This is a genomic window from Streptomyces sp. CNZ287, from assembly GCF_007827615.1.
In genome coordinates, this window is sequence record NZ_VISV01000007.1 from 38079 (window position 1) to 59476 (window position 21398).

Consider the following 21398-nt stretch of genomic DNA (forward strand, 5'->3'; position numbering starts at 1 on the left):
GAGCCGCCCTACGCCGACTTGCGGGCTGCGCGGAGGAATTCCCGGTTCAGCGACGAGATCGCCTGGAGGGGGATGCCCTTCGGGCAGGCCACCGCGCATTCGCCGGTGTTCGTGCAGCCGCCGAAGCCCTCGTCGTCCATCCGGCCGATCATGTCCAGCACCCGCGACTCGCGCTCCGGGGCGCCCTGCGGCAGGGCGCCCAGGTGGACCACCTTCGCGGCGGTGAACAGCATGGCCGAGCCGTTGGGGCAGGCGGCGACGCAGGCGCCGCAGCCGATGCACTCCGCGTGTTCGAAGGCCGTCTCCGCCGCCGGCTTGGGGACCGGGGTGGCGTGGGCGTCGGGGGCGCTGCCCGTGGGGGCGGTGATGTAGCCGCCGGCGCCGATGATGCGGTCGAAGGCCGAGCGGTCCACGACCAAGTCCTTCACCACCGGGAACGCCGCCGCCCGCCACGGCTCGACGTCGATGACGTCGCCGTCCGCGAAGGACCGCATGTGCAGCTGGCACGCCGTCGTACGCTCCGGGCCGTGCGCCTGGCCGTTGATGACGACGCCGCACGCGCCGCAGATGCCCTCGCGGCAGTCGTGGTCGAAGGCGACCGGTTCCGATCCGTCGAGGATCAGGCGCTCGTTGAGGGTGTCCAGCACCTCCAGGAACGACATCTCCGGCGTGACGTCCTCGACCTCGTACGAGACCATCTCGCCGGGCGCGTCGGGGCCCGGCTGCCGCCAGACCCGCAGGGTCACCTTCACTGATAGCTCCGTTGGGTCGGGATGACGTACTCGAATGCGAGGTCCTCGCGGTGCAGGACCGGGGCGGTGCCGGTGGCGGTGAACTCCCAGGCCGCCGCGTACGAGAACTGCTCGTCGTCGCGGGCCGCCTCGCCGTCCGGGGTCTGGCTCTCCTCGCGGAAGTGGCCGCCGCACGACTCCGCGCGGTGCAGCGCGTCGAGGCACATCAGCTCGGCCAGCTCCAGGTAGTCCGCGATCCGGTTGGCCTTCTCCAGCGACTGGTTCAGCTCCGTGCCGGTGCCCGGCACCTTGATCCGGCGCCAGAACTCCTCGCGGAGCGCCGGGATCCGCTCCAGCGCCTTGCGCAGCCCCGGCTCCGTACGGGCCATGCCGCACTCGTCCCAGAGCAGTTCGCCCAGCTCGCGGTGGAAGGAGTCGGGCGTGCGGTCGCCGTCGACGGCGAGGAGGAGGTGCAGGCGGTCCTCGGTGTCCGCGACGGCCTCGGTGACCGCCGGGTGGTCGGGGGAGACCTGCTCGGGGCGGTGCCGGGCGAGGAAGTCGCCGATGGTGGCGGGGAGGATGAAGTAGCCGTCGGCCAGGCCCTGCATGAGCGCGGACGCGCCGAGGCGGTTGGCGCCGTGGTCGGAGAAGTTCGCCTCGCCGATGGCGAAGAGCCCGGGGACGGTGGTCTGCAGGTCGTAGTCGACCCACAGGCCGCCCATCGTGTAGTGGATCGCCGGGTAGATGCGCATGGGCACCTGGTACGGATCCTCCGCCGTGATCCGCTCGTACATCTCGAAGAGGTTGCCGTACCGCTCCTCGACCGCCGCGCGCCCCAGCCGCCGGATGGCGTCGGCGAAGTCGAGGTACACGCCCTGGCCGCCGGGGCCGACGCCGCGGCCCTCGTCGCAGACGTTCTTCGCGGCGCGCGAGGCGATGTCGCGGGGGACGAGGTTGCCGAAGGAGGGGTAGAGGCGCTCCAGGTAGTAGTCGCGCTCGTGCTCCGGGATGGCGTTCGGCGGGCGGGTGTCGCCGTGCGCCTTGGGCACCCAGATGCGGCCGTCGTTGCGCAGCGACTCGCTCATCAGCGTCAGCTTCGACTGGTGGTCGCCGGAGCGCGGGATGCAGGTGGGGTGGATCTGGGTGAAGCAGGGGTTGGCGAAGTACGCGCCGCGGCGGTGGGCCCGCCAGATGGCGGTGGCGTTGGAGTTCTTGGCGTTGGTGGAGAGGTAGAAGACGTTGCCGTAGCCGCCGGTGGCGAGCACGACGGCGTCGGCGAGGTGGGTCTCGATCCGGCCGGTGACCAGGTCGCGGGCGACGATGCCGCGGGCCCGGCCGTCGACGACGATCAGGTCGAGCATCTCGGTGCGCGGGTGCATCTCGACGTTCCCGGCCTCGATCTGCCGGGAGAGCGCCTGGTACGCGCCGAGGAGGAGCTGCTGTCCCGTCTGCCCGCGGGCGTAGAAGGTGCGGGAGACCTGGACGCCGCCGAAGGAGCGGGTGTCGAGCAGGCCGCCGTACTCGCGGGCGAAGGGCACGCCCTGCGCGACGCACTGGTCGATGATCTCGACCGAGACCTGCGCGAGGCGGCGCACGTTGGACTCGCGCGCGCGGAAGTCGCCGCCCTTGACGGTGTCGTAGAAGAGCCGGTGCACGGAGTCGCCGTCGTTGCGGTAGTTCTTGGCGGCGTTGATGCCGCCCTGGGCGGCGATGGAGTGGGCGCGACGCGGGGAGTCCTGGTAGCAGAACTGGACGACCTGGTAGCCCTGTTCGGCGAGGGTGGCGCCGGCGGCGCCGCCGGCCAGGCCCGTACCGACGACGATGACGCGGTAGCGGCGCCGGTTGGCGGGGTTGACCAGCCGGGCGGTGAAGCGGCGGCGGTCCCAGCGCTCGGCGATGTCGCCGGGCGGGGCGGCGGTGTCGGCGACGGGGTCGCCCTCGGTGTACTGCGTGTATGCCGGTGACATCCTCAGTTCACGACTCCCGTCATGACGGCCACGGGGAGGGAGATGAAGCCGCAGGTCAGCACCAGCGCAAGGGTGTTGGTGACGGTCTTGAGGGCCCGCTCGCGGGCCGGGCTCGCGACGCCGAGGGTCTGCACGGCGCTCCAGAATCCGTGCCGCAGGTGCAGACCGAGGGCGAGCATCGCGGTGATGTAGACGACGTTGCCGTACCAGGTGGAGAAGGTGGCGACGGTGTTCTCGTACGGGCGGCCGGTCTGGGCGTTCTCGTTCACGGTCAGCGTCGTGAGGTCGAGGATGTGCCAGACGATGAAGAGACCGAGGATCACCCCGCCCCAGCGCATGGTGCGGGTGGCGTAGCCGGCGCGCCGGCGCTTGTGGACGTACGCGACCGGGCGCGCCGCGATGTCGCGGCGGCTGAGCTGGTACGCGGTCACGCCGTGGAGGACGACGGCGACCACCAGCACCACCCGGATCATCCACAGGGCCCACTCGTAGTGCAGCACCGGGCCGCCGAGGGTGCGCAGCCAGTGGCCGTAGTCGTTGAACTCCTCGGCGCCGTAGAAGATCTTGAGGTTGCCGATCAGATGGGCCACGAGGTAGGCGAGCATGATCAGGCCGGTGACGGCCAGCACCGTCTTCTTGCCGACGGTGGAGCGCCACAGCAGCGCGAGGAGCGACGGCGGGTACGCCCGCGGGCGGGCCGCTTCCCGGACGGGGGCGCCGGCGGGCTTCGACGCCGGCTTGGTGGTCAGGGCCATGCCTGTGACGGTAGGGACGCCACCCGGGATCCGTCCAAGACATGAATTCGCTGCTTTCGATAGGCGGTGGCTATCGTCGGCTACGCTGGATCCATGCACCTGCAGCAGCTCCGCTACTTCGCCGCCGTCGCCGACACCCGCCACTTCACCCGGGCCGCCGAGCGCGAGCACGTGGCGCAGCCGTCGCTGTCGCAGTCCGTACGGGCGCTGGAGCGGGAGCTGGGCGCCGAGCTGTTCCACCGCGCCCGCGGCCACATCACGCTCACCGACGCCGGCGAAGCGCTGCTGCCGCTGGCGCGGCGGATCCTCGCCGACACCGAGACGGCGCGGCGGGAGGTGCAGGAGGTCGCGCACCTGCGGCGCGGGCGGGTGCGGCTGGGGGCCACGCCGAGCCTCTGCGCGAGCCTGGTGCCGGACGCGCTGCGCGCGTTCCACGCCCGCTACCCGGGCATCGAGCTGCACGTCCACGAGGACGGCTCGCAGGATCTCGTACGGACGCTCGCGGCCGGCGAGCTGGACCTCGCCCTCGTCATCACGCCGCTGGCGGGGCAGGCACCGGCGCTGACGACGACGGAGCTGCTGCGCGAGGAGCTGGTCGTGGTCTCGTCGCCGGACGCGCCGCCGGTGACCAGCGCCGACGGCGCCGGCCGGGGCATCCGGATCGGGGATCTGCGGGGGCGGCCGCTGGCGATGTTCCGGCACGGGTACGACCTGCGGGAGCTGACGGTCGCGGCGTGCCGGGAGGCTGGCTTCGAGCCGGAGTTCGGGGTGGAGGGCGGGGAGATGGACGCGGTGCTGGGGTTCGTGCGGGCCGGGCTCGGGGTGGCGGTGGTGCCGAGCATGGTCGCGGAGCGCTCGGGGCTGCGGACGACGGCGTTCGCGGCGCCGGGGCTGCACCGGACGATCTCCGTGGCGCACCGGGGCGACGTGTCGCCGCCCCGGGCGGCGCGGGAGCTGCGCCGGCTGCTGATCAGCGCGGCCGGCGGCGGGTCGGGGACGTGACCGCGGGGCGCCGCGGGCCGTACGCGAACGGGGACGCCCGGCGGCACCGCGGCCGTACGGGAGACGGCCGCGGCACCCCGCCGCCTCAGTACTCCAGCCCGTGCCCCAGCGGGTACAGGTCCGCGCCCGTCGCCCCCGGCTCCGGGATCGCCACCGGCAGCCGCCCCGTCGGCCGCAGGTCGCCGTAGAGCGCGTCGACCGCCCGCGTCAGTACCTCCGCCCCCGTGCCGTACGTGCATAGGTACACCGGCGCCTCCGGAAACCGCCGCACGTCGTACGGGTTGCGCACCGCCACCACCGCGACCGGCGTCCCCGACGCGAGCAGCGCCCGCACCAGCGCCGCCTGCGCCGCGCCCCGCTGCGCCACCGGCTCCGCCCCGGCCGCCGCGTTGGCGCCGACCAGCACCAGGTCGTGGTCCCGTGCCGCGGCCACCGCCGCGTCGATCACTGCCTGCGCCGGCGTCCCGCCCGTCGCCAGCACCGTCGCGGTCTGCCCGGCACGCGCCCCGACCGCCTGCGCCAGCCGGTCAAGCGCCGGCGCCGACGACGTCTGCCACCCGGCGACCAGCACCCGCCGTGCCCCCGCGGCCAGCGGCAGCAGCCCGGTGTCGTTCTTCACCAGCGTCACCGCCCGCCCGGTGAGGGCCCGCGCGTCCGCGACGTGCGCGGCGTTCCCGACGATCCGCTCCGCCCGGCGCTCGTCGACGAACGGGCCGAAGTACAGCCCTTCGTCGATCTTGCGCGCCAGGATGCGCACCACCGACTCGTCCAGCCGCCGCTCGCCGATCTCGCCGCCGCGTACCGCCGCGAGCACGGATGCGTACGCGACGTCCGTCTGCGGCGGCAGCACCAGCATGTCCGCGCCCGCCGCGAACGCCGCCACCGACGCCCGCTCCGGCGGGTACTGCGAGGTGGCGCCGCCCATGTCCAGCGCGTCCGTGACGATCAGCCCGTCGAAGCCCAGCTCCTCGCGGAGCAGCCCGGTCAGGATGCGGTGCGACATGGTGGCGGGCACGCCGTCGTCGAGCGCGGGGACGAGGATGTGCGCGGTCATCACCGTGTCCAGGCCCGCGGCGATCGCGGCCCGGAACGGCGGCAGGTCCAGCTCGTGGATCTGCTCCAGGGTGTGCTCGATGCGCGGCAGCAGGAAGTGGCTGTCCTGGCCGGTGTCGCCGTGGCCGGGGAAGTGCTTGGCGGCGGACGCGACGCCGCCGCGGCGCTGGCCGCGCACCGCCGCCGCGACCATGCGCGCGACCTGCTGCGGGTCGGCGCCGTAGGAGCGCAGGCCGATGACGGGGTTGTCGGGGTTGACGTTGACGTCGGCGACGGGCGCGTAGTTCTGGTTGATGCCCAGCGCCGCCAGCTCCCGGCCGGTGATCTCGGCGGCGCGCTGGGCGTCGGCGGTCGCGTAGGTGGCGCCCACGGCCATGCTGCCGGGCAGTTCGGTGGCCGGCGGGGTGGGCAGCCGCTGGACGAGGCCGCTCTCCTGGTCGGTCGAGATGATCAGCGGGACGCCGCGGCGCTGCGCGAGCGAGGCACGCTGCAGGCCGTTGGAGAGCCGGGCGATCTGGCGGGCGTCGCGGAGGTTGTCGTCGTTGCGGGCACTGAAGTAGATGACGGCGCCGGGGCGGTACTTGCGTACGACGTCGGCGGGGGTGCGGACGCCGTAGCGCCGCTCGTTGACGGCGGCGGCCGCGTCGGTCACGTCGTCGGCGTCCTGCCCGGCGACCTCGACCACGAAGAGCTGGCCGACCTTCTCCTCCAGGGTCATCCGGCGGGCCAGCGCCCCGGCCAGCAGCCGGGCGTACGAACCGGACCCCGCCGTGCCGCCGGAGCGGGCCGCGGCGGGGCCGGCGGCGGCCGTGCCGGCGCCGAGCGCCGCCGCGGTGCCGAGGAGGCCGGTGACCGCCTGTCTGCGCGTGGTGGTTGACCGCATACGAGAACACTCCTCAGCGCATCGGGTGTGCTGCGTGGGCATCGGTGGCCGGCCGACGGGGCTGCTCCCCCATGGAGGCCGCCGAGGAGAACTCGGCCGCGGAGTCTGGCAACGGCGCGGGGGCGCGTCAATACTCCGGTGCGCGCGGTGCCATTTTCCTGTCGGATCCCGCAGAACGGGGTTATCCGCCGCATGGTGCCCCGCGCCCGCGCTCACCAGGCGATGCCCGCCGCCACCGGCAGGTGGTCGCTGCCCGTGGCGGGCAGCAGCCAGGCACTCCGCGGCTCCACGCCGCGTACGAGGATCTGGTCGATCCGCGCCACCGGGAAGCCGGCCGGCCAGCTGAAGCCGAAGCCGTTCCCCGCCTCCTCCTGGACCGAGCGCATCTGGCCGGTGAGGGCGTCGAACGCCCGGTCGTCCACGGTGCCGTTGAGGTCCCCGAGGACCACCACGCGCCCGGTCGGCTCGGCGGCGACGGCCGCGGCCAGCGCCTCGGCGCCCGCGTCCCGCTGGGCCGTCGACATGCCCGCGCGGAGGTTCACACGCACGGACCCCAGGTGGGCCACGTACACCGCCAGGGGTCCCTGCTCGGTCGCCACGGTGGTGCGCAGCGCGCGGGACGGATACATCGCGATGTCGACGGGGCGGGTCTCCGACAGCGGGAGCTTGCTCCACAGCCCGACGGTGCCGCTCGTGGTGTGGTGCGGGTACGTCTTCGCCAGCTCCGCCTCGTACACCGGCCGGGCCGTGTCGGTCAGCTCCTGCAGCGCCAGCAGGTCCGCACCGGAGGCGGCCAGGTCGCGGGCGGTGCCGGCGGGGTCGGGGTTGGCCGCGCCGACGTTGTGGCCGGCGACCGTGAGGTCGCTGCCCGGCCGGGACTTGTCGGTGAGCAGCCCGCCGAAGAGGCTCAGCCACACCGTGACCGGCAGCACCAGCGCGACCACCGCGGACGCGGAACGGCGCCACAGCGCCCCGGCGAGCAGCGGGAGGACGCAGAGGCCGAACCACGGCAGGAAGGTCTCCGTGAAGCTGCCGAGGTTCATGATCCCGCTGGGGACCCGCGCGTGCAGCGCCATCACCAGGCCGAGCAGCAGAGCCAGCGCGGCGAGCACGAGGCCGCGCCGCCAGGGCGCGGGGCGGCGGAGGGCGCGGGCCGCACGGCGGAGGGGCGGGGTACGGGGCCGGGGTGTGGCCGCGGCGTCCGGGGCGTCCGGGGTGTCCGGAGTGTTCGAGGTATCCGCCGGGTCCGGCTGTTTCATCGTGAGAACTCGCTCGCTCAACTCTGCATCCTCGGGTCCTGGGTGGGGTCGGCGTACATCGGCGGGCAGCGGCCGCCGATCGCCTCGGTGCGCAGCTCGTAGTGCCAGGGCTCGTTCCGGTAGACCGGGCACAACCCGTAGGCGGCGCCGTGCTCGGCGAGCCACATCGTCGCGTCGGATTCCCCGAGGTCGACCGCGTCGCCCGACACGTGCGGCGAGGTTTCCGCGGTGGCCACCCAGCGGGCGGCTTCTTCTTCCGACCCGTATTTCCCGATCGCGTCGCGGAGAAGCCGGTCCTGGTACGCCGGAGAACGCCAGCCGCTATTGACCCGGATGTCGATTCCGTACGCCGCGGCATCCGTCGCCGCCTCGCGCAGCGCGGTCCGCAAAGCTGCGTCGAGTCCGGCCACCGCCGGAACGCCGTCGTCGAAAACCGTCGTGCCCTCGGGGACGACGCCGTCGGCCTCGCCGACCGGCCCGGACCGCTTGCGCTGCGGGGATTCCGCCGGTTCGGCCGGCTCCGGTGCCTCCGCGGAAGACGGGGTGGCCGGGGCGGGGGAGGCGGTGGAGCCGGACGGGGTCTGCATCGACCGGTAGCCGAGCGGCGCGACGATCGCCACGACGAGGGCGATCATGCCGACCCCCAGAAGCGTGCGTATCCCACGGATTCCTCTGCGCGCCGATCGCCGGGTTCGAGTCATTCCGCCAGTGCACGCGGCGGGCCGTTGCCGGTGCGTATGCGGTTTTCTATACGCGGACGATATGCGTGCGCTCGTAGCATCGGCTCATGCGCGTGCTGATCGTCGAGGACGAGCCCTTTATGGCGGAGGCGATCCGCGACGGCCTCCGCCTGGAGGCGATCGCGGGCGACATCGCGGGGGACGGGGACACCGCCCTGGAACTGCTGGGTGTGAACTCGTACGACATCGCCGTCCTGGACCGCGACATCCCCGGGCCCTCCGGCGACGAGATCGCCCGGCGGATCGTCGATTCCGGCAGCGGCATGCCGATCCTCATGCTCACCGCGGCCGACCGGCTCGACGACAAGGCGACGGGCTTCGGGCTCGGCGCCGACGACTACCTCACCAAGCCCTTCGACATCCGCGAACTCGTCCTCCGGCTCCGCGCACTCGACCGACGGCGCGCCCATATCCGGCCGCCCGTGCGGGAGATCGCGGGGCTGCGGCTCGACCCGTTCCGCCGCGAGGTCTACCGGGACGGGAGGTATGTCGCGCTGACCCGGAAGCAGTTCGCCGTGCTCGACGTCCTCGTCGCCGCGGAGGGCGGCGTGATCAGCGCGGAGGAGCTGCTGGAGCGGGCCTGGGACGCCAACGCCGACCCGTTCACCAACGCCGTGCGGATCACGGTCTCGGCGCTCCGCAAACGGCTCGGCGAGCCCTGGCTGATCGCCACGGTCCCCGGCGTCGGCTACCGCATCGACACCGGATCCGGCGGCGAGGACGAGGAAAGCGGGACGGCGGACCGTGCGTAGAACCCGTCACGCGATCTTGTGGAGATGCGGCATCCCGCCGGTCGCCGGCCGCCCCGGCAGGCGTCCCGGAACCCCGCGCGGCGAGCCGATGGGCGCCACGCCGACGTCAACAGCCGGGCGTTCCATCCGTCCAGTGGCTGGAGAAGTTGGCACCCGACGTCCAGCCCATGGTGTCGGTGCCGGCGATGCGGCCATATACCCAGAGATTCCCGTAGTCGTTGTAGTGCCAGCAGTGGAAATACAGCAGCACTCCGCCGACGAGTGTGCCCACCGTGTTGCAGGAGGAATACGGGCCGGCCTTGAGGCCATAGGTCCCACTTTTGATGATGCCGTAACCCGAATCATAGTTGCCCCCACCCCAGTTGCAGCTCACCGAAGCGTTGGCGGCCGGCGAAGCAGCGACTTGTGTGGCGCCAAGCAGTGCTGCGGCGGACAACAGGACTGCGAACCTTCGCCCGAACCTTTTCACGGCAACCTCTTCCCCCTTCATATCCCGGCCGATGCGGCATTGAACGTACCTGCGGAATCTTTAGCTCAGGAGTACGAAACCGGCCATCCACAACGTCGGCGATCACCGGCGACGAGGCCCCTGCGGGCCCCGCGCCGCCGCAGAACTGCCGGGCTGTTGTGCAACGAACATTGAGGGAACGGCGGCGCTGACGGGCGTCACCCGCGAGCTGCTGGCCACCCGGACCCGTACGTACCTCAATTACCTGGACCAGCAGGCCGGGTGGGGGCGGGAGTGGACGCGGGCGGCGTTCAGCTCGGAGTACACCGTCCGGCTGACCGCCGGCGAACTGCAGGAGCTGGCGGAGGAGATGGGCGCGTTCGTGCGCAAGTGGCGGGAGCGGGCGCAGGCGGCGGAGGCCGCGGGGTCCTCCGGGCGCGAGACCGTCGCCCTCCACCTCTACGGCTTCCCCTTCCGCCCCTGAGCCGGGGGCCCGCGCGCATGCCCGCGTACCGCGACGCCGTGGTCCTGCGGTGGCTCGTCGCGTACGCCCTCTCCGTGCTCGGCGACGGCGTGTTCTCCCAGCCCTCGGCTGGGCCGCGCAGCGGGTCGCGGGACCGCGGAGACCGGGGTGGTGAGGGCGATGGGCTGCTGTTCGCCGCGTCGGTGCCGCTGCTGCTGCCGCTGCGCTACGCCCCCTGCCGGACCGGCCCGACGCGCCGGACGCACCCGACGCGCCCGACGGGCCCGACGGACCCGCAGCGGCAGCGGCGCGGGCGCATCCGGCGGGCGCCGGGCGGGAGTTGCGCGAGGGACTGCACTACGTGCGCGGGCACCGGCTCATCGGGCCCGCTGCCACAACCGCCGCCCGCCCCGGCCCCGTAGCCGGACCGGCGCCCCGCTGCCAGGCGCAATGTCCGGCCGGGCGACGTCAGAAGCCGGGGCGGGGCCGCCGTGCGGCGTCAGATGCCGAGCGGCGCCGACCGCGCCTGCGCCACGGCGTCCTCGTCGCCCTCCAGCTCCACCTTCGCCGCCTCCTGCCGCCCGGTGGCGAACAGCAGCAGCTCCGCAGGCTCCCCGGTCACCGTGACCACGGGCGCGCCCCGGTGGGCCACCGCCGTCTGGCCGTCGGGGCGGCGCAGAACCAGCCCGACGGGCGACTTGCGGCCCATCATCTTCGCGCCGCGCTCCAGCCGGTTCCACAGGGTGTCGGAGAAGACCGGGTCCAGCTCGCGCGGCGCGTAGTCGGGCTGCGCGCGGCGGACGTCCTCGGCGTGCACGTAGAACTCCACGACGTTCGCGGCCTCGTCGACCTGCTTGAGCGCGAACGGCGAGAACCGCGGCGGCCCGCTGCGGATGAGCTGCACCAGTTCCTCGTACGACTTCTGCCGGAACTCCGCCTGCACGCGTTCCAGCCGGTTCTGCAGGGGCTTGAAGAGGATGCCGCCCGCCGCGTCCTGCCGGCGCTCGCGCACCACCACGTGCGCCGCCAGGTCGTACGTCGTCCAGCCCTCGCACAGCGTCGGCGCCTCGGATCCGGCGCCCTCCAGCAGATCGGCGAGGAGCAGCCGTTCCCGCTTCGCATGGGTCGTCATGCGGCCACCCTACGACCGTCCGCGACGCCGGGGCACGCAAGGCCGCGCCGGGAGCCGGTGCCCGCGGATCGGGCGGGAGTCACGGCAGCGGCCCGGTCAGCTTCGGGCCGTCGGGCTCGGTGCTGAGGGTGAGCGCGCAGGAGATCTCGTCCTGGCTCTGGTACTCGTACGTCGTCATCGTCGGGTACATCGCGTAGTAGAAGTAGTGCCGCCCGTCCGCCGGCATCGTCTCCAGCTTCTCCTCCGCGGCCCGCCGGCACAGCCCCAGCGCCTGGTCGTCCAGCGCGTCGCCGTCCGGGAAGTCGCCGCTGAGCGTGCGGTTGCCGATGACCTCGCCGTCGTGCGGGCCGGTGCACGGGCGGGTCTCGACCGACTCGACGCTGGTGTCGAGCGACGGGTGGTCGAAGCACTCGCCGGTCCGCAGCACCACGTACGGGATGTGCGACTCGGTCGGCTCCAGGTCCCCCCGCGCGTCCGCGGTGCCCGCCGCCGAGCCCGCGCTCGCGCTCATCGTCTCCGCACCGCCGAGGCTGTCCTGCCCCGCCGGCCGCTCCGCGCTGCCCTGCGGCCGGGGGCCGCCCGCCTGCGTCCCGCCGCCGTCCCCGCCGCGCAGCACGAGGAAGGCGGCGACCGCCACGGCGACGAGCAGGGCCGCGGCCACCGCGGCGGTGACGGCGGTCATCGGCCCGCGGGGTCTTGCGGGCGGATCCGGAGGTGGGTTGGTCATGGGCGAAGCATGCCCTATCGGCACGTTCCGATGTACGGGAAGGGGCCATCCCCGGCCGCGCGCGTCGCGCCCTCCGGGACCGTGGTGTGTCCGTCTCTGTTGGCACAATGGCCCCATGACCGGCAACCGGCCCGCGCGGCCCTCCGACCTCGATCCCGCCGTCGCGGCGCGCCTGAAGCGGAACGCCGACGGCATGCTGCCCGCCGTCGTGCAGCAGTACGACAGCGGCGAAGTGCTCATGCTGGCGTGGATGGACGACGAGGCGCTGCACCGCACGCTCACCACCGGCCGCGGCACGTACTACAGCCGCAGCCGAAAGGAGTACTGGGTCAAGGGCGAGACGTCCGGGCACGTGCAGCACGTGAAGTCGGTCGCGCTCGACTGCGACGCCGACACCGTGCTCGTCCGCGTCGACCAGGTCGGCCCCGCCTGCCACACCGGCAGCCGCACCTGCTTCGACGGCCGCGAGCTGACCGTGGGCGGCGCCGAGTGACCACTCCGGACCGGGAGACGTTCCGCACGCTGGCCAAGGACCGCCGCGTCATCCCCGTCGTGCGCCGGCTGCTCGCCGACGGCGACACTCCCGTGGGGCTGTACCGGAAGCTCGCCGGCGAGCGCCCCGGCACGTTCCTGCTGGAGTCGGCGGAGAACGGCCGCACGTGGTCGCGGTACTCGTTCGTCGGCGTGCGCAGTGCCGCCACCCTCACCGAGCGCGACGGCCGGGCCCACTGGCTCGGCACCCCGCCCGTCGGCCTGCCCACCGGGGGCGACCCGCTGGCCGCCCTGCGCGCCACCGTCGAAGCCCTGCACACCCCGCGCGACCTGCACCAGGGCGCCGAAGGCCGGGACGCGCTGCCGCCCTTCACCGGCGGCATGGTCGGCTACCTCGGCTACGACGCCGTGCGGCGGCTGGAGCGCATCGGCGACAGCGCTCGTGACGACCTGCGGCTGCCGGAGATGACGATGCTGCTCACCTCCGACCTCGCCGTCCTCGACCACTGGGACGGCAGCGTCCTGCTGATCGCCAACGCGATCAACCACAACGACCTCGACACGGGCGTCGACGAGGCATACGCGGACGCGGTCGCCCGGCTCGACGCGATGACGGCCGACCTCGCCCGCCCCACCGCCGCGAGCGCGGCGCCGCTGCCGCCGTCCGCGCTGCCGGAGTACGGGGAGCTGTGGGGCGGCGCGGAGTTCAGGGCGGCGGTCGCGGACATCAAGGAGCGGATCAGGGCGGGGGAGGCGTTCCAGGTCGTGCCCTCGCAGCGGTTCGAGACGCCGTGCGCCGCGAGCGCCCTCGACGTCTACCGCGCGCTGCGGGCCACCAACCCCAGCCCGTACATGTATCTGATCCGGCTGCCCGACACCGGCGCGGGCGGGGGCGCGTTCGACGTCGTCGGCTCCAGCCCGGAGGCGCTGGTCAAGGTCGAGGACGGGCGCGCCCTGCTGCACCCCATCGCGGGTACGCGCCCGCGCGGCGCGACGCCGCAGCAGGACGCGGCGCTGGCCGAGGAGTTGCTCGCCGACGAGAAGGAGCGCGCCGAGCACCTCATGCTCGTCGATCTCGGGCGCAACGACCTCGGCCGGGTCTGCGAGCCCGGCAGCGTCGAGGTCGTGGACTTCATGTCCATCGAGCGCTACAGCCATGTGATGCACATCGTCTCCACGGTCACCGGCCGGCTCGCCCCGGGGCGTACCGCGTTCGACGTGCTCACCGCCTGCTTCCCCGCCGGGACGCTGTCGGGGGCGCCGAAGCCGCGGGCGCTGCAGATCATCGAGGAGCTGGAGCCCACGCGGCGCGGGCTGTACGGCGGCTGCGTCGGGTACCTGGACTTCGCCGGGGACGCGGACACCGCCATCGCGATCCGCACGGCGCTGCTGCGCGACGGCACGGCGTACGTGCAGGCGGGCGCCGGGATCGTGGCGGACTCCGATCCGGCGGCGGAGGACGCGGAGTGCCGCAGCAAGGCGGCGGCGGTGCTGCGGGCGGTCTCGGCGGCGGGGCACCTGTCGCGGGCCGGCCGGGAGACGGCGGGGTAGCGGGGCGTACGGGGGCGGCCCGGCCGCGGCGGCAGGACGGGGGCGCCGGGGCCGTACGCCACGGCCTTCGGCGCCCGTCCAGGCCCGGCGGCTCCGGCGCGTGTGCCCGGCCGCCGCGCCCCCTGCCGGGACCGGTCCTGAGGGGTGCGAGACACTTACCGGGTGACACATCAGTCCGCCTCCCGCGTCCCGCTCGCCGCCGCCCTGCTCTCCGGCGCGCTCGGGGCGGCCGTGATCCTCGTCGCCGCCGGCCGCACCTGGGCCGAGGGCGAGGCGGCCACACCCGTCGCGGACGCCGCGCTGCACGTCACCGCCGGCGGCCGGGACGTCACCGGCGTGCCGTCGGCGCTGGCGATCGTCGGGCTCGCCGCCCTCGTCGCCGTCTTCGCCGTCCGCCGCGCCGGCCGCACCGTCGTCGCCGCGCTGCTCACGCTCTGCGGCGTCGGCGTGATCGCCGCCTCCGCCCTCGGCGCCTCCGACACCGCCGCGCTCGACGACCAGGCCGCCGAGGCGGCCGGCCTCACGGACGCCACGGTCGCCGCCGTCAGCCACACCGCCTGGGCCTGGGTGAGCCTGGCCGGCGGCGTGCTGCTGCTCTGCGCCGGGCTGCTCGCGCTCCGCTACGGCCCCGGCTGGCCGGCGATGTCCGGGCGCTACGAGCGACCCGGCGCCGGCGCCGCCGCCCGCCCGCGGCGGGCAGCGCCCGTGGACCCGGAGCGGCCCGAGGAGCTGTGGAAGGCCCTCGACCGCGGCGAGGACCCCACCCGCGAACGCTGACCGGCCCCCGTCGTCGGCGGCCGGGACCGATCGGGGACAATGGCCCCGTCTGGTGATATGAGCGGTTGTACGTTTCGAGGAGTGCAGTAATGGCGGAGAACCACGACCACGGACACACGCCGGCCGCATGGACCGCGGTGGTCATCATCTTCATCGGGTTCTGCGTTTCGGGCGCTCTGATGGTGATGGACCAGCCCCTGCTCTTCTGGCTGAGCCTGGCCATCATCCCCATCGGCGGCGTGGTCGGCGCCGTGATGCGCGGCATGGGCATGGGCAAGAAGCCGCTGCCGCCGGTGCGCACCGCCGGCGAGTAGCCCGTACGGTCCGCGCCCCGCCCCGGCCGGGAGATCCGCGCCGGGGCGCGCGGCGCCGCCCGTGCGCCGCCTTTGCCTGCCGTACGCCGTACCGGATGCGCCCGCGCTCCCCCACCGGGACAATCCGGGTGTGTCCGCCCGTACCGCCGCGACCGCCCCGCTACGGCGCCTCGCGCCCCCGCTCGCCGCGCTGGCCTGCGCCGCCGCCGGCCTCGCCGCGGTCGGCGCCGCCGACCCGAACGAGCCCGGCCGCTACCCGCCCTGCCCCGTCCTCGCGTACACGGGCCTGGCCTGCCCCGGCTGCGGCGGCCTGCGCTGCGCGTACGCGCTCGCCCACGGCGACGCGGCCGGAGCGCTCGGCGCCAACGCCCTCGCGGCCGCGGGCGCGGCCGTCCTCGGCGTCGCCCTGCTGGGCTGGCTCCTCGCCGCCGTACGCCCCCTCCCGCGCGCGCTCCCGCGGATCCGGATCCCGGCGCGACTGCCCGTGGGGCCGGTGCTGTTCGCGCTGGTCGCAGCGTTTGCGCTGCTGCGGAACCTGCCGTTCGGGGCGGCGCTGGGACCGTAGCCGAGGCGCGTCCGGCTGGTGGGACGGAGAAGGTCCGGATTCGGGGCTTCCGCCCGGTGCCGGATACCATCACAGGTACCCGAACAGCCGCCCGCCGGCGGCCGGCGCCCGGCGCCGGCCGGCACCGGCACCGGCGCCAGCAGAAAGGGGTCCGCTCGCGTGAGTGTGCTCGACGAGATCATTGACGGCGTGCGCGAGGACCTCGCCGAGCGGCAGGCCCGGGTCGGCCTCGACGAGCTGAAGGAGCGCGCCGCCAGAGCCCCCCAGGCGCGCGACGGCGTGGCCGCGCTGCGCGGCGACAGCGTCACCGTCGTCTGCGAGGTCAAGCGTTCCAGCCCGTCCAAGGGCGCGCTCGCGGCGATCGCCGACCCGGCCGCGCTCGCCGCGGACTACGAGGCGGGCGGCGCCGCCGTCATCAGCGTCCTCACCGAGCAGCGCCGCTTCGGCGGCTCGCTGGCGGACCTGGAGGCCGTGCGCGCCAAGGTGGACCTGCCGGTGCTGCGCAAGGACTTCGTGGTCACGTCGTACCAGCTCTGGGAGGCGCGGGCGTACGGCGCCGACCTGGTGCTGCTGATCGTCGCGGCGCTGGAGCAGGAGGCGCTGGTCTCGCTGGTGGAGCGGGCCGAGTCCATCGGGCTCACGCCCCTGGTCGAGGTGCACGACGAGGAGGAGACCGAGCGGGCGGTGGCCGCCGGGGCGAAGATCATCGGCGTGAATGCGCGGAACCTCAAGACGCTCGAGGTGGACCGCGGCAACTTCGGCCGGGTGGCCCCCGAGATCCCCGACCACATCGTCAAGATCGCCGAGTCCGGCGTGCGCGGCCCGCACGACCTCATCGCGTACGCGAACGACGGCGCCGACGCCGTGCTCGTCGGCGAGTCCCTGGTCACCGGCAAGGACCCGCGCGCCGCCGTCGCCGACCTCGTCGCCGCGGGCGCCCACCCCGCGCTGCGCCACGGGCGGGGCTGACGCCCCGGTGAGCACGCACGCGGAGCGCTCCCACCCGCCGCGGGGCGCGGCGGCCGGCGGCGGCGCCGCGCTCGCCTCCGTCCGCCAGGCGGGAGGTGTCCTCGCCCCCGGGTGCCGGCCGCGTGGCTGCCGGGCTCCCGCGCGGCGGGTGCGCGGGCGGCGGGTGAGGTACCACATCGGGGCCGAGCCGGGCCAGATCAACGGCATGCGATGGCACGCGGCGTGTCCCCACGCCGTCCGTCATCCGTTCCGACCGAGGATCAGTCATGCCCGCAGAATTCTTCATCCCTGACCCAGAGCGTCAGGTGCCGACCGCCGAAGGCTATTTCGGCGCGTACGGCGGCAAGTTCATCCCCGAGGCGCTGCGCGCCGCCGTCGACGAGGTCGCCGTCGCGTACGAGAAGGCCAAGGACGACGAGTCGTTCGTCGCCGAGCTGAACGACCTGCTGGTCCACTACACCGGCCGGCCCAGCCCGCTCACCGAGGTGCCGCGCTTCGCCGCGGAGGCCGGCGGCGCCAGGGTCTTCCTCAAGCGCGAGGACCTCAACCACACCGGCTCGCACAAGATCAACAACGTGCTGGGCCAGGCCCTGCTCACCCGCCGCATGGGCAAGACCCGCGTCATCGCCGAGACCGGCGCGGGCCAGCACGGCGTGGCCACCGCCACCGCCTGCGCCCTCCTCGGCCTGGAGTGCACCGTCTACATGGGCGAGATCGACACCGAGCGGCAGGCGCTCAACGTCGCCCGCATGCGGATCCTCGGCGCCGAGGTCGTCCCGGTGAAGTCCGGCAGCCGCACCCTCAAGGACGCGATCAACGAGGCGTTCCGCGACTGGGTCGCCAACGTCGAGCACACCCACTACCTCTTCGGCACCGTCGCGGGACCGCACCCCTTCCCCGCGCTGGTCCGGGACTTCCACCGGGTCATCGGCATCGAGGCCCGGCAGCAGTTGCTCGACCGCACGGGCCGGATGCCCGACGCGGCCGTGGCCTGCGTCGGCGGCGGCTCCAACGCCATCGGCCTCTTCCACGCCTTCCTGCCCCACCCCGCCGTGCGCCTCGTCGGCTGCGAGCCCGCCGGCCACGGCCTGACCAGCGGCGAGCACGCCGCGACCCTCAGCCTCGGGGACCCCGGGATCCTGCACGGCTCCCGGTCGTACGTGCTGCAGGACGAGGACGGCCAGATCACCGAGCCGTACTCGATCTCCGCCGGCCTCGACTACCCGGGCGTCGGCCCCGAGCACGCCTACCTCAAGGACGCCGGCCGCGCCGAGTACCGGGCCGTGACCGACGACGAGGCGATGCAGGCGCTGCGGCTGCTGTCGCGCAGCGAGGGCATCATCCCGGCCATCGAGAGCGCCCACGCGCTCGCCGGTGCGCTGGAGGTCGGCCGCGAGCTGGGGCCCGACGGCCTGATCGTCGTCAACCTCTCCGGGCGCGGCGACAAGGACATGGACACCGCCGCCCGCTACTTCGGGCTCTACGACGCCGAGGAGGCGGACCGGTGACGGGCAACATCGCGCGGCTCGACGCCGTGCTCGCCGCCGCGAAGGCGGAGGACCGGGCGGCCCTCATCGGCTATCTGCCCGCCGGCTTCCCCGACGTGGACACGGGCGTACGGGCCATGACCGCCATGCTCGAAGGCGGCTGCGACGCCCTCGAGGTCGGCCTGCCGCACAGCGACCCGGTGCTGGACGGCCCGGTGATCCAGACCGCCGACGACATCGCGCTGCGCGGCGGGCTGCGTATCAAGGACGTCATCCGCACGGTCGCCGAGGTGCAGTCCGCGACGGACGCCCCGGTGCTCTGCATGACGTACTGGAACCCGGTCGACCGCTACGGCCCCGAGCGCTTCGCCGAGGACCTGGCCGCGGCGGGCGGCGCGGGCTGCATCCTGCCCGACCTGCCCGTCGAGGAGTCGGGGCCGTGGCGCCAGGCGGCCGACAAGCACGGCCTGGCCACGGTCTTCGTGGTCGCCCCCAGCAGCCGCGAGCAGCGGCTGTCGGCCATCACGGCGGCCGGGAGCGGCTTCGTCTACGCCGCGTCGCTGATGGGCGTCACGGGCACCCGCGAGTCCGTGGGCCGCGAGGCCCAGGACCTGGTCCGGCGCACCCGCGCCACCGAGGCGGCACGGGACGGCGGCCTGCCGGTCTGCGTCGGCCTCGGGGTCTCGACGGCGGACCAGGCGGCCGAGGTCGCCGCGTTCGCCGACGGCGTGATCGTCGGCTCGGCGTTCGTCAAGCGGCTGCTGGCCGCGGGGGACGACCACGAGGCGGGCCTCGCGGCCGTGCGGGCGCTCGCGGGTGAGCTGGCCGAGGGGGTACGCCGCCGGGGCTGAGCGACCCAAGCGGATATCCACAGGGCCCTCCGCGGTGGGTACGGACGTGCGAAACTTGACGTAGTAATCCGTGCCGCACAGGGGAGGGCCCGATGGCCGGCAATCAGCCCGGCGCCGACGACGAGCCGCGTCTGCCCGATGACATATGGGAGCGGTTCCAGAGGGATTCCCTGGGCCAGATAGAGGCCACCGCGCCGAAGGAGCGCTCCGCGCGGTGGTACGAGGTCACGGAGCGGCTCGCCGCCGAGGAGGCCCGGCGCGAGGCGGCACCGAAAGAGCACCGGATGCGCCGCCCCCGCCCGCGGATGCCCCACGCGCCGGTGCCGCGCGCCCTCACCGTCTGCCTCGTCCTCGTCTCGGTCGTGCTGGTGCTCTCCGCCGCCGCCGCTTACCTGCAGTACGGGCGCGTGTTCTGATCCGTCACCGGGGGCCGGGTCCCTCGTTATAGCCGGGCGTGAGCGAGAACAACTCTCAGGGGAAGCGCACCGCCCGGGACCGGATGCAGGCCGAGCGCGAGCGGCAGAGGTCCATGGACAAGCGGCGGCGGATGCTGGTCGTGCTCGCCGCGGTGGTCGGGGTGCTCGCCGTGGTCGCGGTGGTCGGCGTCCTCATCGGCCAGAACAGCGGCAGTGACACCAACGACAAGCCCGTCGTGTTCCCGAAGGGCGCCGTCGGCGAGGACCGCCTCGCGCTGCCCGCGGGCAGGGCGGCCGCCCCGGCCGCCCTCACCGTGTACGAGGACTTCCGCTGTCCGGCCTGCGGCCAGTTCGAGGACCGCTTCAGCAAGACGATCAACGAGCTGGAGGACGCGGGGAAACTGCGCACGGAGTACCGGCTGGTCAAGCTCATCGACGGCAACTTCGGCGGCACCGGCTCGCTGAACTCCGCCAACGCCGCGGCCTGCGCCCAGGACGCCGGCAAGTTCGTCCCGTACCATGACGTGCTCTTCCGCAACCAGCCGCCGGAGAACGACGACGCCTTCGCCGAGAAGGGACACCTCAAGGACCTGGCGGGCAAGGTCGACGGGCTGCGCGGCAAGCGCTTCGACTCCTGCGTCGACGACGGCAGGTTCGACGGCTGGGTCGACGCGTCCGACGAGGCGTTCGGCAAGTCCGGCCACAACTCGACCCCCACCGTGCTGCTGGAGGGCGAGAACATCCTCGGGCCGGGCTCGAACCTCACCCCGGAGAGCTTCAAGCAGCTCGTCGAGGACGCCGGTAAGGACTGAGCCACCTCTGCGGGGCGGCGACATCGCGGAGAGTTACGGAGCCGTTGTCCCCGCGGGCTCCCCGCGCCGCGCCGCGGCACGGTACCGTCGGACCTGCTATGGATCTCGCATACATCCCCAGCCCTTCCGAGGGCGTCTGGCACCTCGGACCGCTCCCGCTGCGCGGTTACGCCCTCGCCATCCTGCTCGGCATCTTCGTGGCCATCTGGCTCGGCGGACGTCGCTGGATCGCACGCGGCGGCCGGGCGGGGACCGTCGCGGACATCGCCATCTGGGCCGTGCCCTTCGGCCTCGTCGGCGGCCGGCTCTACCACGTCGTCACCACGTACGAGCCGTATTTCGGCGAGGGTGGCGACTGGGTCAAGGCCTTCGAGATCTGGGAGGGCGGCCTCGGCATCTGGGGCGCCATCGCGATGGGTGCACTCGGCGCCTGGATCGGCTGCCGCCGCCGCGGCATCCCGATCCCGGCCTACGCCGACGCCGTCGCGCCCGGCATCGCGCTCGCGCAGGCCCTGGGCCGCTGGGGCAACTGGTTCAACCAGGAGCTGTACGGCAAGCAGACCGACGTCCCCTGGGCCGTCGAGATCGACGCGGAGTACTCCGTCACCGGCACCGCCGAGACCTTCCACCCGACCTTCCTGTACGAGTCGCTGTGGTGCATCGGCGTCGCGCTGCTGGTGATCTGGGCCGACCGGCGATTCCGCCTCGGCCACGGCCGGGCCTTCGCGCTCTACGTCGCGGGGTACACGGCGGGCCGCGGCTGGATCGAGTACCTGCGCGTGGACGAGGCGCACGAGGTCCTCGGGCTGCGGCTCAACGTCTGGACGTCGATCCTGGTCTTCGCCGCCGCGGTGCTCTACATCGTGGTGTCGGCGAAGAAGCGGCCGGGCCGCGAGGAGGTCGTGGAGCGCGCCGCGCACGACGAGTCCGGCGCCCCCGGGAAGGACGCGCCCGGCGCCCCCGGGAAGGACGCGCCCGGCGCCGCCGGGAAGGCCGGGGCCGACGCGAAGGACGGCGAGCCCGGCGAGGCGGAAGGACCGGACGGGCCCGGCGACGCCTCCGGGGCCGCCGGCGAGCAGGAGCCCGCGACCGCCGGCGCGGCCGAGGCCAAGGCCGCGGGGGACGCCCCCGCGGGGGAGCGCGGCCGGCACACGTAGCCGCCCCGCACACCGCACGCACGGCAGGGCCGTCACCGCACCCGCGGCGACGGCCCCGCCCGTGTCCGGCCCGGTCACCCGGCCGGATCGTCCCC

General features: G+C 74.1%; 23 protein-coding genes. 14 read left to right on the forward strand and 9 right to left on the reverse strand.

The genetic code is table 11. The features are described 5' to 3' along the window. Positions 1 to 8: 8 nt before the first annotated feature. The 3 genes from FB457_RS14935 to FB457_RS14945 are packed head-to-tail and all read right to left on the reverse strand — an operon-like array spanning position 9 to position 3453. The gene (locus FB457_RS14935; RefSeq protein WP_047015226.1) at positions 9 to 752 is read right to left on the reverse strand and encodes a succinate dehydrogenase/fumarate reductase iron-sulfur subunit; all 744 of its coding nucleotides are present in this window, start codon (positions 750 to 752) and stop codon (positions 9 to 11) included. After that, entirely contained in the window at positions 749 to 2698 is a 1950-nt protein-coding gene (locus FB457_RS14940; RefSeq protein WP_145782182.1) for a fumarate reductase/succinate dehydrogenase flavoprotein subunit, read from the reverse strand. The genes FB457_RS14935 and FB457_RS14940 overlap by 4 nt, the downstream gene beginning before the upstream one ends. Before the next feature lie 2 nt (positions 2699 to 2700). Next, complete coding sequence (locus FB457_RS14945) at positions 2701 to 3453, reverse strand: succinate dehydrogenase (protein WP_078898174.1); 753 nt, start codon at positions 3451 to 3453, stop codon at positions 2701 to 2703. 93 nt (positions 3454 to 3546) lie between these two features. Between FB457_RS14945 and FB457_RS14950 the strand changes: the two genes are divergently transcribed. After that, a complete protein-coding gene (locus FB457_RS14950) occupies positions 3547 to 4455 on the forward strand; it encodes a LysR family transcriptional regulator (RefSeq protein WP_047015224.1) in 909 nt (302 codons plus the stop codon). 85 nt (positions 4456 to 4540) lie between these two features. Here FB457_RS14950 and FB457_RS14955 read toward each other — a convergent pair whose 3' ends face one another. From FB457_RS14955 to FB457_RS14965, 3 genes are all read right to left on the reverse strand, one after another. Continuing rightward, on the reverse strand, positions 4541 to 6391 hold the full coding sequence (locus FB457_RS14955) for a glycoside hydrolase family 3 protein (RefSeq protein WP_145782185.1): 1851 nt from the start codon (positions 6389 to 6391) through the stop codon (positions 4541 to 4543). A gap of 212 nt (positions 6392 to 6603) precedes the next feature. Then, entirely contained in the window at positions 6604 to 7650 is a 1047-nt protein-coding gene (locus tag FB457_RS14960) for an endonuclease/exonuclease/phosphatase family protein (protein ID WP_145782245.1), read from the reverse strand. Positions 7651 to 7667: 17 nt separating this feature from the next. Continuing rightward, positions 7668 to 8285 (reverse strand): M15 family metallopeptidase, encoded by a 618-nt coding sequence (locus FB457_RS14965; RefSeq protein WP_347615313.1) that lies wholly within the window; start codon positions 8283 to 8285, stop codon positions 7668 to 7670. 152 nt (positions 8286 to 8437) lie between these two features. On the opposite strand from FB457_RS14965, the gene FB457_RS14970 reads away from it, so the two are divergent. Further along, positions 8438 to 9142: a response regulator transcription factor gene (locus tag FB457_RS14970; RefSeq protein WP_047015221.1), complete on the forward strand. Its 705-nt coding sequence runs from the start codon at positions 8438 to 8440 to the stop codon at positions 9140 to 9142. A 106-nt stretch (positions 9143 to 9248) separates the two neighbouring features. On the opposite strand, the gene FB457_RS14975 is transcribed toward FB457_RS14970, so the two are convergent. From FB457_RS14975 to FB457_RS14990, 3 genes are all read right to left on the reverse strand, one after another. Continuing rightward, the gene (locus FB457_RS14975; RefSeq protein ID WP_145782186.1) at positions 9249 to 9578 is read right to left on the reverse strand and encodes a hypothetical protein; all 330 of its coding nucleotides are present in this window, start codon (positions 9576 to 9578) and stop codon (positions 9249 to 9251) included. A gap of 974 nt (positions 9579 to 10552) precedes the next feature. Further along, positions 10553 to 11185, reverse strand: coding sequence for a TIGR03085 family metal-binding protein (locus FB457_RS14985; RefSeq protein ID WP_047015220.1), 633 nt, complete (start codon positions 11183 to 11185; stop codon positions 10553 to 10555). A 79-nt stretch (positions 11186 to 11264) separates the two neighbouring features. Then, positions 11265 to 11912, reverse strand: coding sequence for a hypothetical protein (locus tag FB457_RS14990; protein WP_145782187.1), 648 nt, complete (start codon positions 11910 to 11912; stop codon positions 11265 to 11267). 115 nt (positions 11913 to 12027) lie between these two features. Between FB457_RS14990 and hisI the strand changes: the two genes are divergently transcribed. The 12 genes from hisI (at position 12028) to lgt (ending at position 21303) form a co-directional block, all read left to right on the forward strand. Beyond that, entirely contained in the window at positions 12028 to 12405 is a 378-nt protein-coding gene (hisI, locus tag FB457_RS14995) for a phosphoribosyl-AMP cyclohydrolase (RefSeq protein WP_047015218.1), read from the forward strand. Next, entirely contained in the window at positions 12402 to 13955 is a 1554-nt protein-coding gene (locus tag FB457_RS15000; RefSeq protein ID WP_047015217.1) for an anthranilate synthase component I, read from the forward strand. The genes hisI and FB457_RS15000 overlap by 4 nt, the downstream gene beginning before the upstream one ends. A gap of 162 nt (positions 13956 to 14117) precedes the next feature. Next, positions 14118 to 14732, forward strand: a complete 615-nt coding sequence (locus FB457_RS15005) for a TIGR02234 family membrane protein (protein WP_047015216.1) — start codon at positions 14118 to 14120, stop codon at positions 14730 to 14732. Between the two features lie 89 nt (positions 14733 to 14821). After that, complete coding sequence (locus FB457_RS15010; RefSeq protein ID WP_047015215.1) at positions 14822 to 15046, forward strand: HGxxPAAW family protein; 225 nt, start codon at positions 14822 to 14824, stop codon at positions 15044 to 15046. 130 nt (positions 15047 to 15176) lie between these two features. Beyond that, on the forward strand, positions 15177 to 15611 hold the full coding sequence (locus FB457_RS15015) for a DUF2752 domain-containing protein (RefSeq protein WP_145782188.1): 435 nt from the start codon (positions 15177 to 15179) through the stop codon (positions 15609 to 15611). A 159-nt stretch (positions 15612 to 15770) separates the two neighbouring features. After that, positions 15771 to 16580, forward strand: a complete 810-nt coding sequence (gene trpC, locus FB457_RS15020) for an indole-3-glycerol phosphate synthase TrpC (RefSeq protein ID WP_047015213.1) — start codon at positions 15771 to 15773, stop codon at positions 16578 to 16580. Positions 16581 to 16728: 148 nt separating this feature from the next. After that, complete coding sequence (locus tag FB457_RS36145; protein WP_442802413.1) at positions 16729 to 16872, forward strand: hypothetical protein; 144 nt, start codon at positions 16729 to 16731, stop codon at positions 16870 to 16872. Further along, complete coding sequence (gene trpB, locus FB457_RS15030; protein ID WP_047015212.1) at positions 16847 to 18088, forward strand: tryptophan synthase subunit beta; 1242 nt, start codon at positions 16847 to 16849, stop codon at positions 18086 to 18088. Before FB457_RS36145 ends, trpB begins: the two co-directional genes overlap by 26 nt. Then, positions 18085 to 18918, forward strand: a complete 834-nt coding sequence (gene trpA, locus FB457_RS15035; RefSeq protein WP_145782190.1) for a tryptophan synthase subunit alpha — start codon at positions 18085 to 18087, stop codon at positions 18916 to 18918. The genes trpB and trpA overlap by 4 nt, the downstream gene beginning before the upstream one ends. A gap of 92 nt (positions 18919 to 19010) precedes the next feature. Further along, entirely contained in the window at positions 19011 to 19334 is a 324-nt protein-coding gene (locus FB457_RS15040) for a hypothetical protein (protein ID WP_047015210.1), read from the forward strand. Between the two features lie 38 nt (positions 19335 to 19372). Then, positions 19373 to 20146, forward strand: a complete 774-nt coding sequence (locus FB457_RS15045; RefSeq protein ID WP_301540160.1) for a DsbA family protein — start codon at positions 19373 to 19375, stop codon at positions 20144 to 20146. A 98-nt stretch (positions 20147 to 20244) separates the two neighbouring features. Then, the gene (lgt, locus tag FB457_RS15050) at positions 20245 to 21303 is read left to right on the forward strand and encodes a prolipoprotein diacylglyceryl transferase (protein ID WP_145782191.1); all 1059 of its coding nucleotides are present in this window, start codon (positions 20245 to 20247) and stop codon (positions 21301 to 21303) included. Positions 21304 to 21398: the final 95 nt, after the last annotated feature.

Bases quoted from the DNA above. Each gene is read 5' to 3' on its own strand.
- FB457_RS14940 (WP_145782182.1), bottom strand. From the start codon at position 2,698: ATGTCACCGGCATACACGCAGTACACCGAGGGCGACCCCGTCGCCGAC.
- FB457_RS14945 (WP_078898174.1), bottom strand. From the start codon at position 3,453: ATGGCCCTGACCACCAAGCCGGCGTCGAAGCCCGCCGGCGCCCCCGTC.
- FB457_RS14950 (WP_047015224.1), top strand. From the start codon at position 3,547: ATGCACCTGCAGCAGCTCCGCTACTTCGCCGCCGTCGCCGACACCCGC.
- FB457_RS14955 (WP_145782185.1), bottom strand. From the start codon at position 6,391: ATGCGGTCAACCACCACGCGCAGACAGGCGGTCACCGGCCTCCTCGGC.
- FB457_RS14960 (WP_145782245.1), bottom strand. From the start codon at position 7,650: ATGAAACAGCCGGACCCGGCGGATACCTCGAACACTCCGGACACCCCG.
- FB457_RS14965 (WP_347615313.1), bottom strand. From the start codon at position 8,285: ATGATCGCCCTCGTCGTGGCGATCGTCGCGCCGCTCGGCTACCGGTCG.
- FB457_RS14970 (WP_047015221.1), top strand. From the start codon at position 8,438: ATGCGCGTGCTGATCGTCGAGGACGAGCCCTTTATGGCGGAGGCGATC.
- FB457_RS14985 (WP_047015220.1), bottom strand. From the start codon at position 11,185: ATGACGACCCATGCGAAGCGGGAACGGCTGCTCCTCGCCGATCTGCTG.
- FB457_RS14990 (WP_145782187.1), bottom strand. From the start codon at position 11,912: ATGACCAACCCACCTCCGGATCCGCCCGCAAGACCCCGCGGGCCGATG.
- hisI (WP_047015218.1), top strand. From the start codon at position 12,028: ATGACCGGCAACCGGCCCGCGCGGCCCTCCGACCTCGATCCCGCCGTC.
- FB457_RS15010 (WP_047015215.1), top strand. From the start codon at position 14,822: ATGGCGGAGAACCACGACCACGGACACACGCCGGCCGCATGGACCGCG.
- trpB (WP_047015212.1), top strand. From the start codon at position 16,847: ATGCCCGCAGAATTCTTCATCCCTGACCCAGAGCGTCAGGTGCCGACC.
- FB457_RS15040 (WP_047015210.1), top strand. From the start codon at position 19,011: ATGGCCGGCAATCAGCCCGGCGCCGACGACGAGCCGCGTCTGCCCGAT.
- lgt (WP_145782191.1), top strand. From the start codon at position 20,245: ATGGATCTCGCATACATCCCCAGCCCTTCCGAGGGCGTCTGGCACCTC.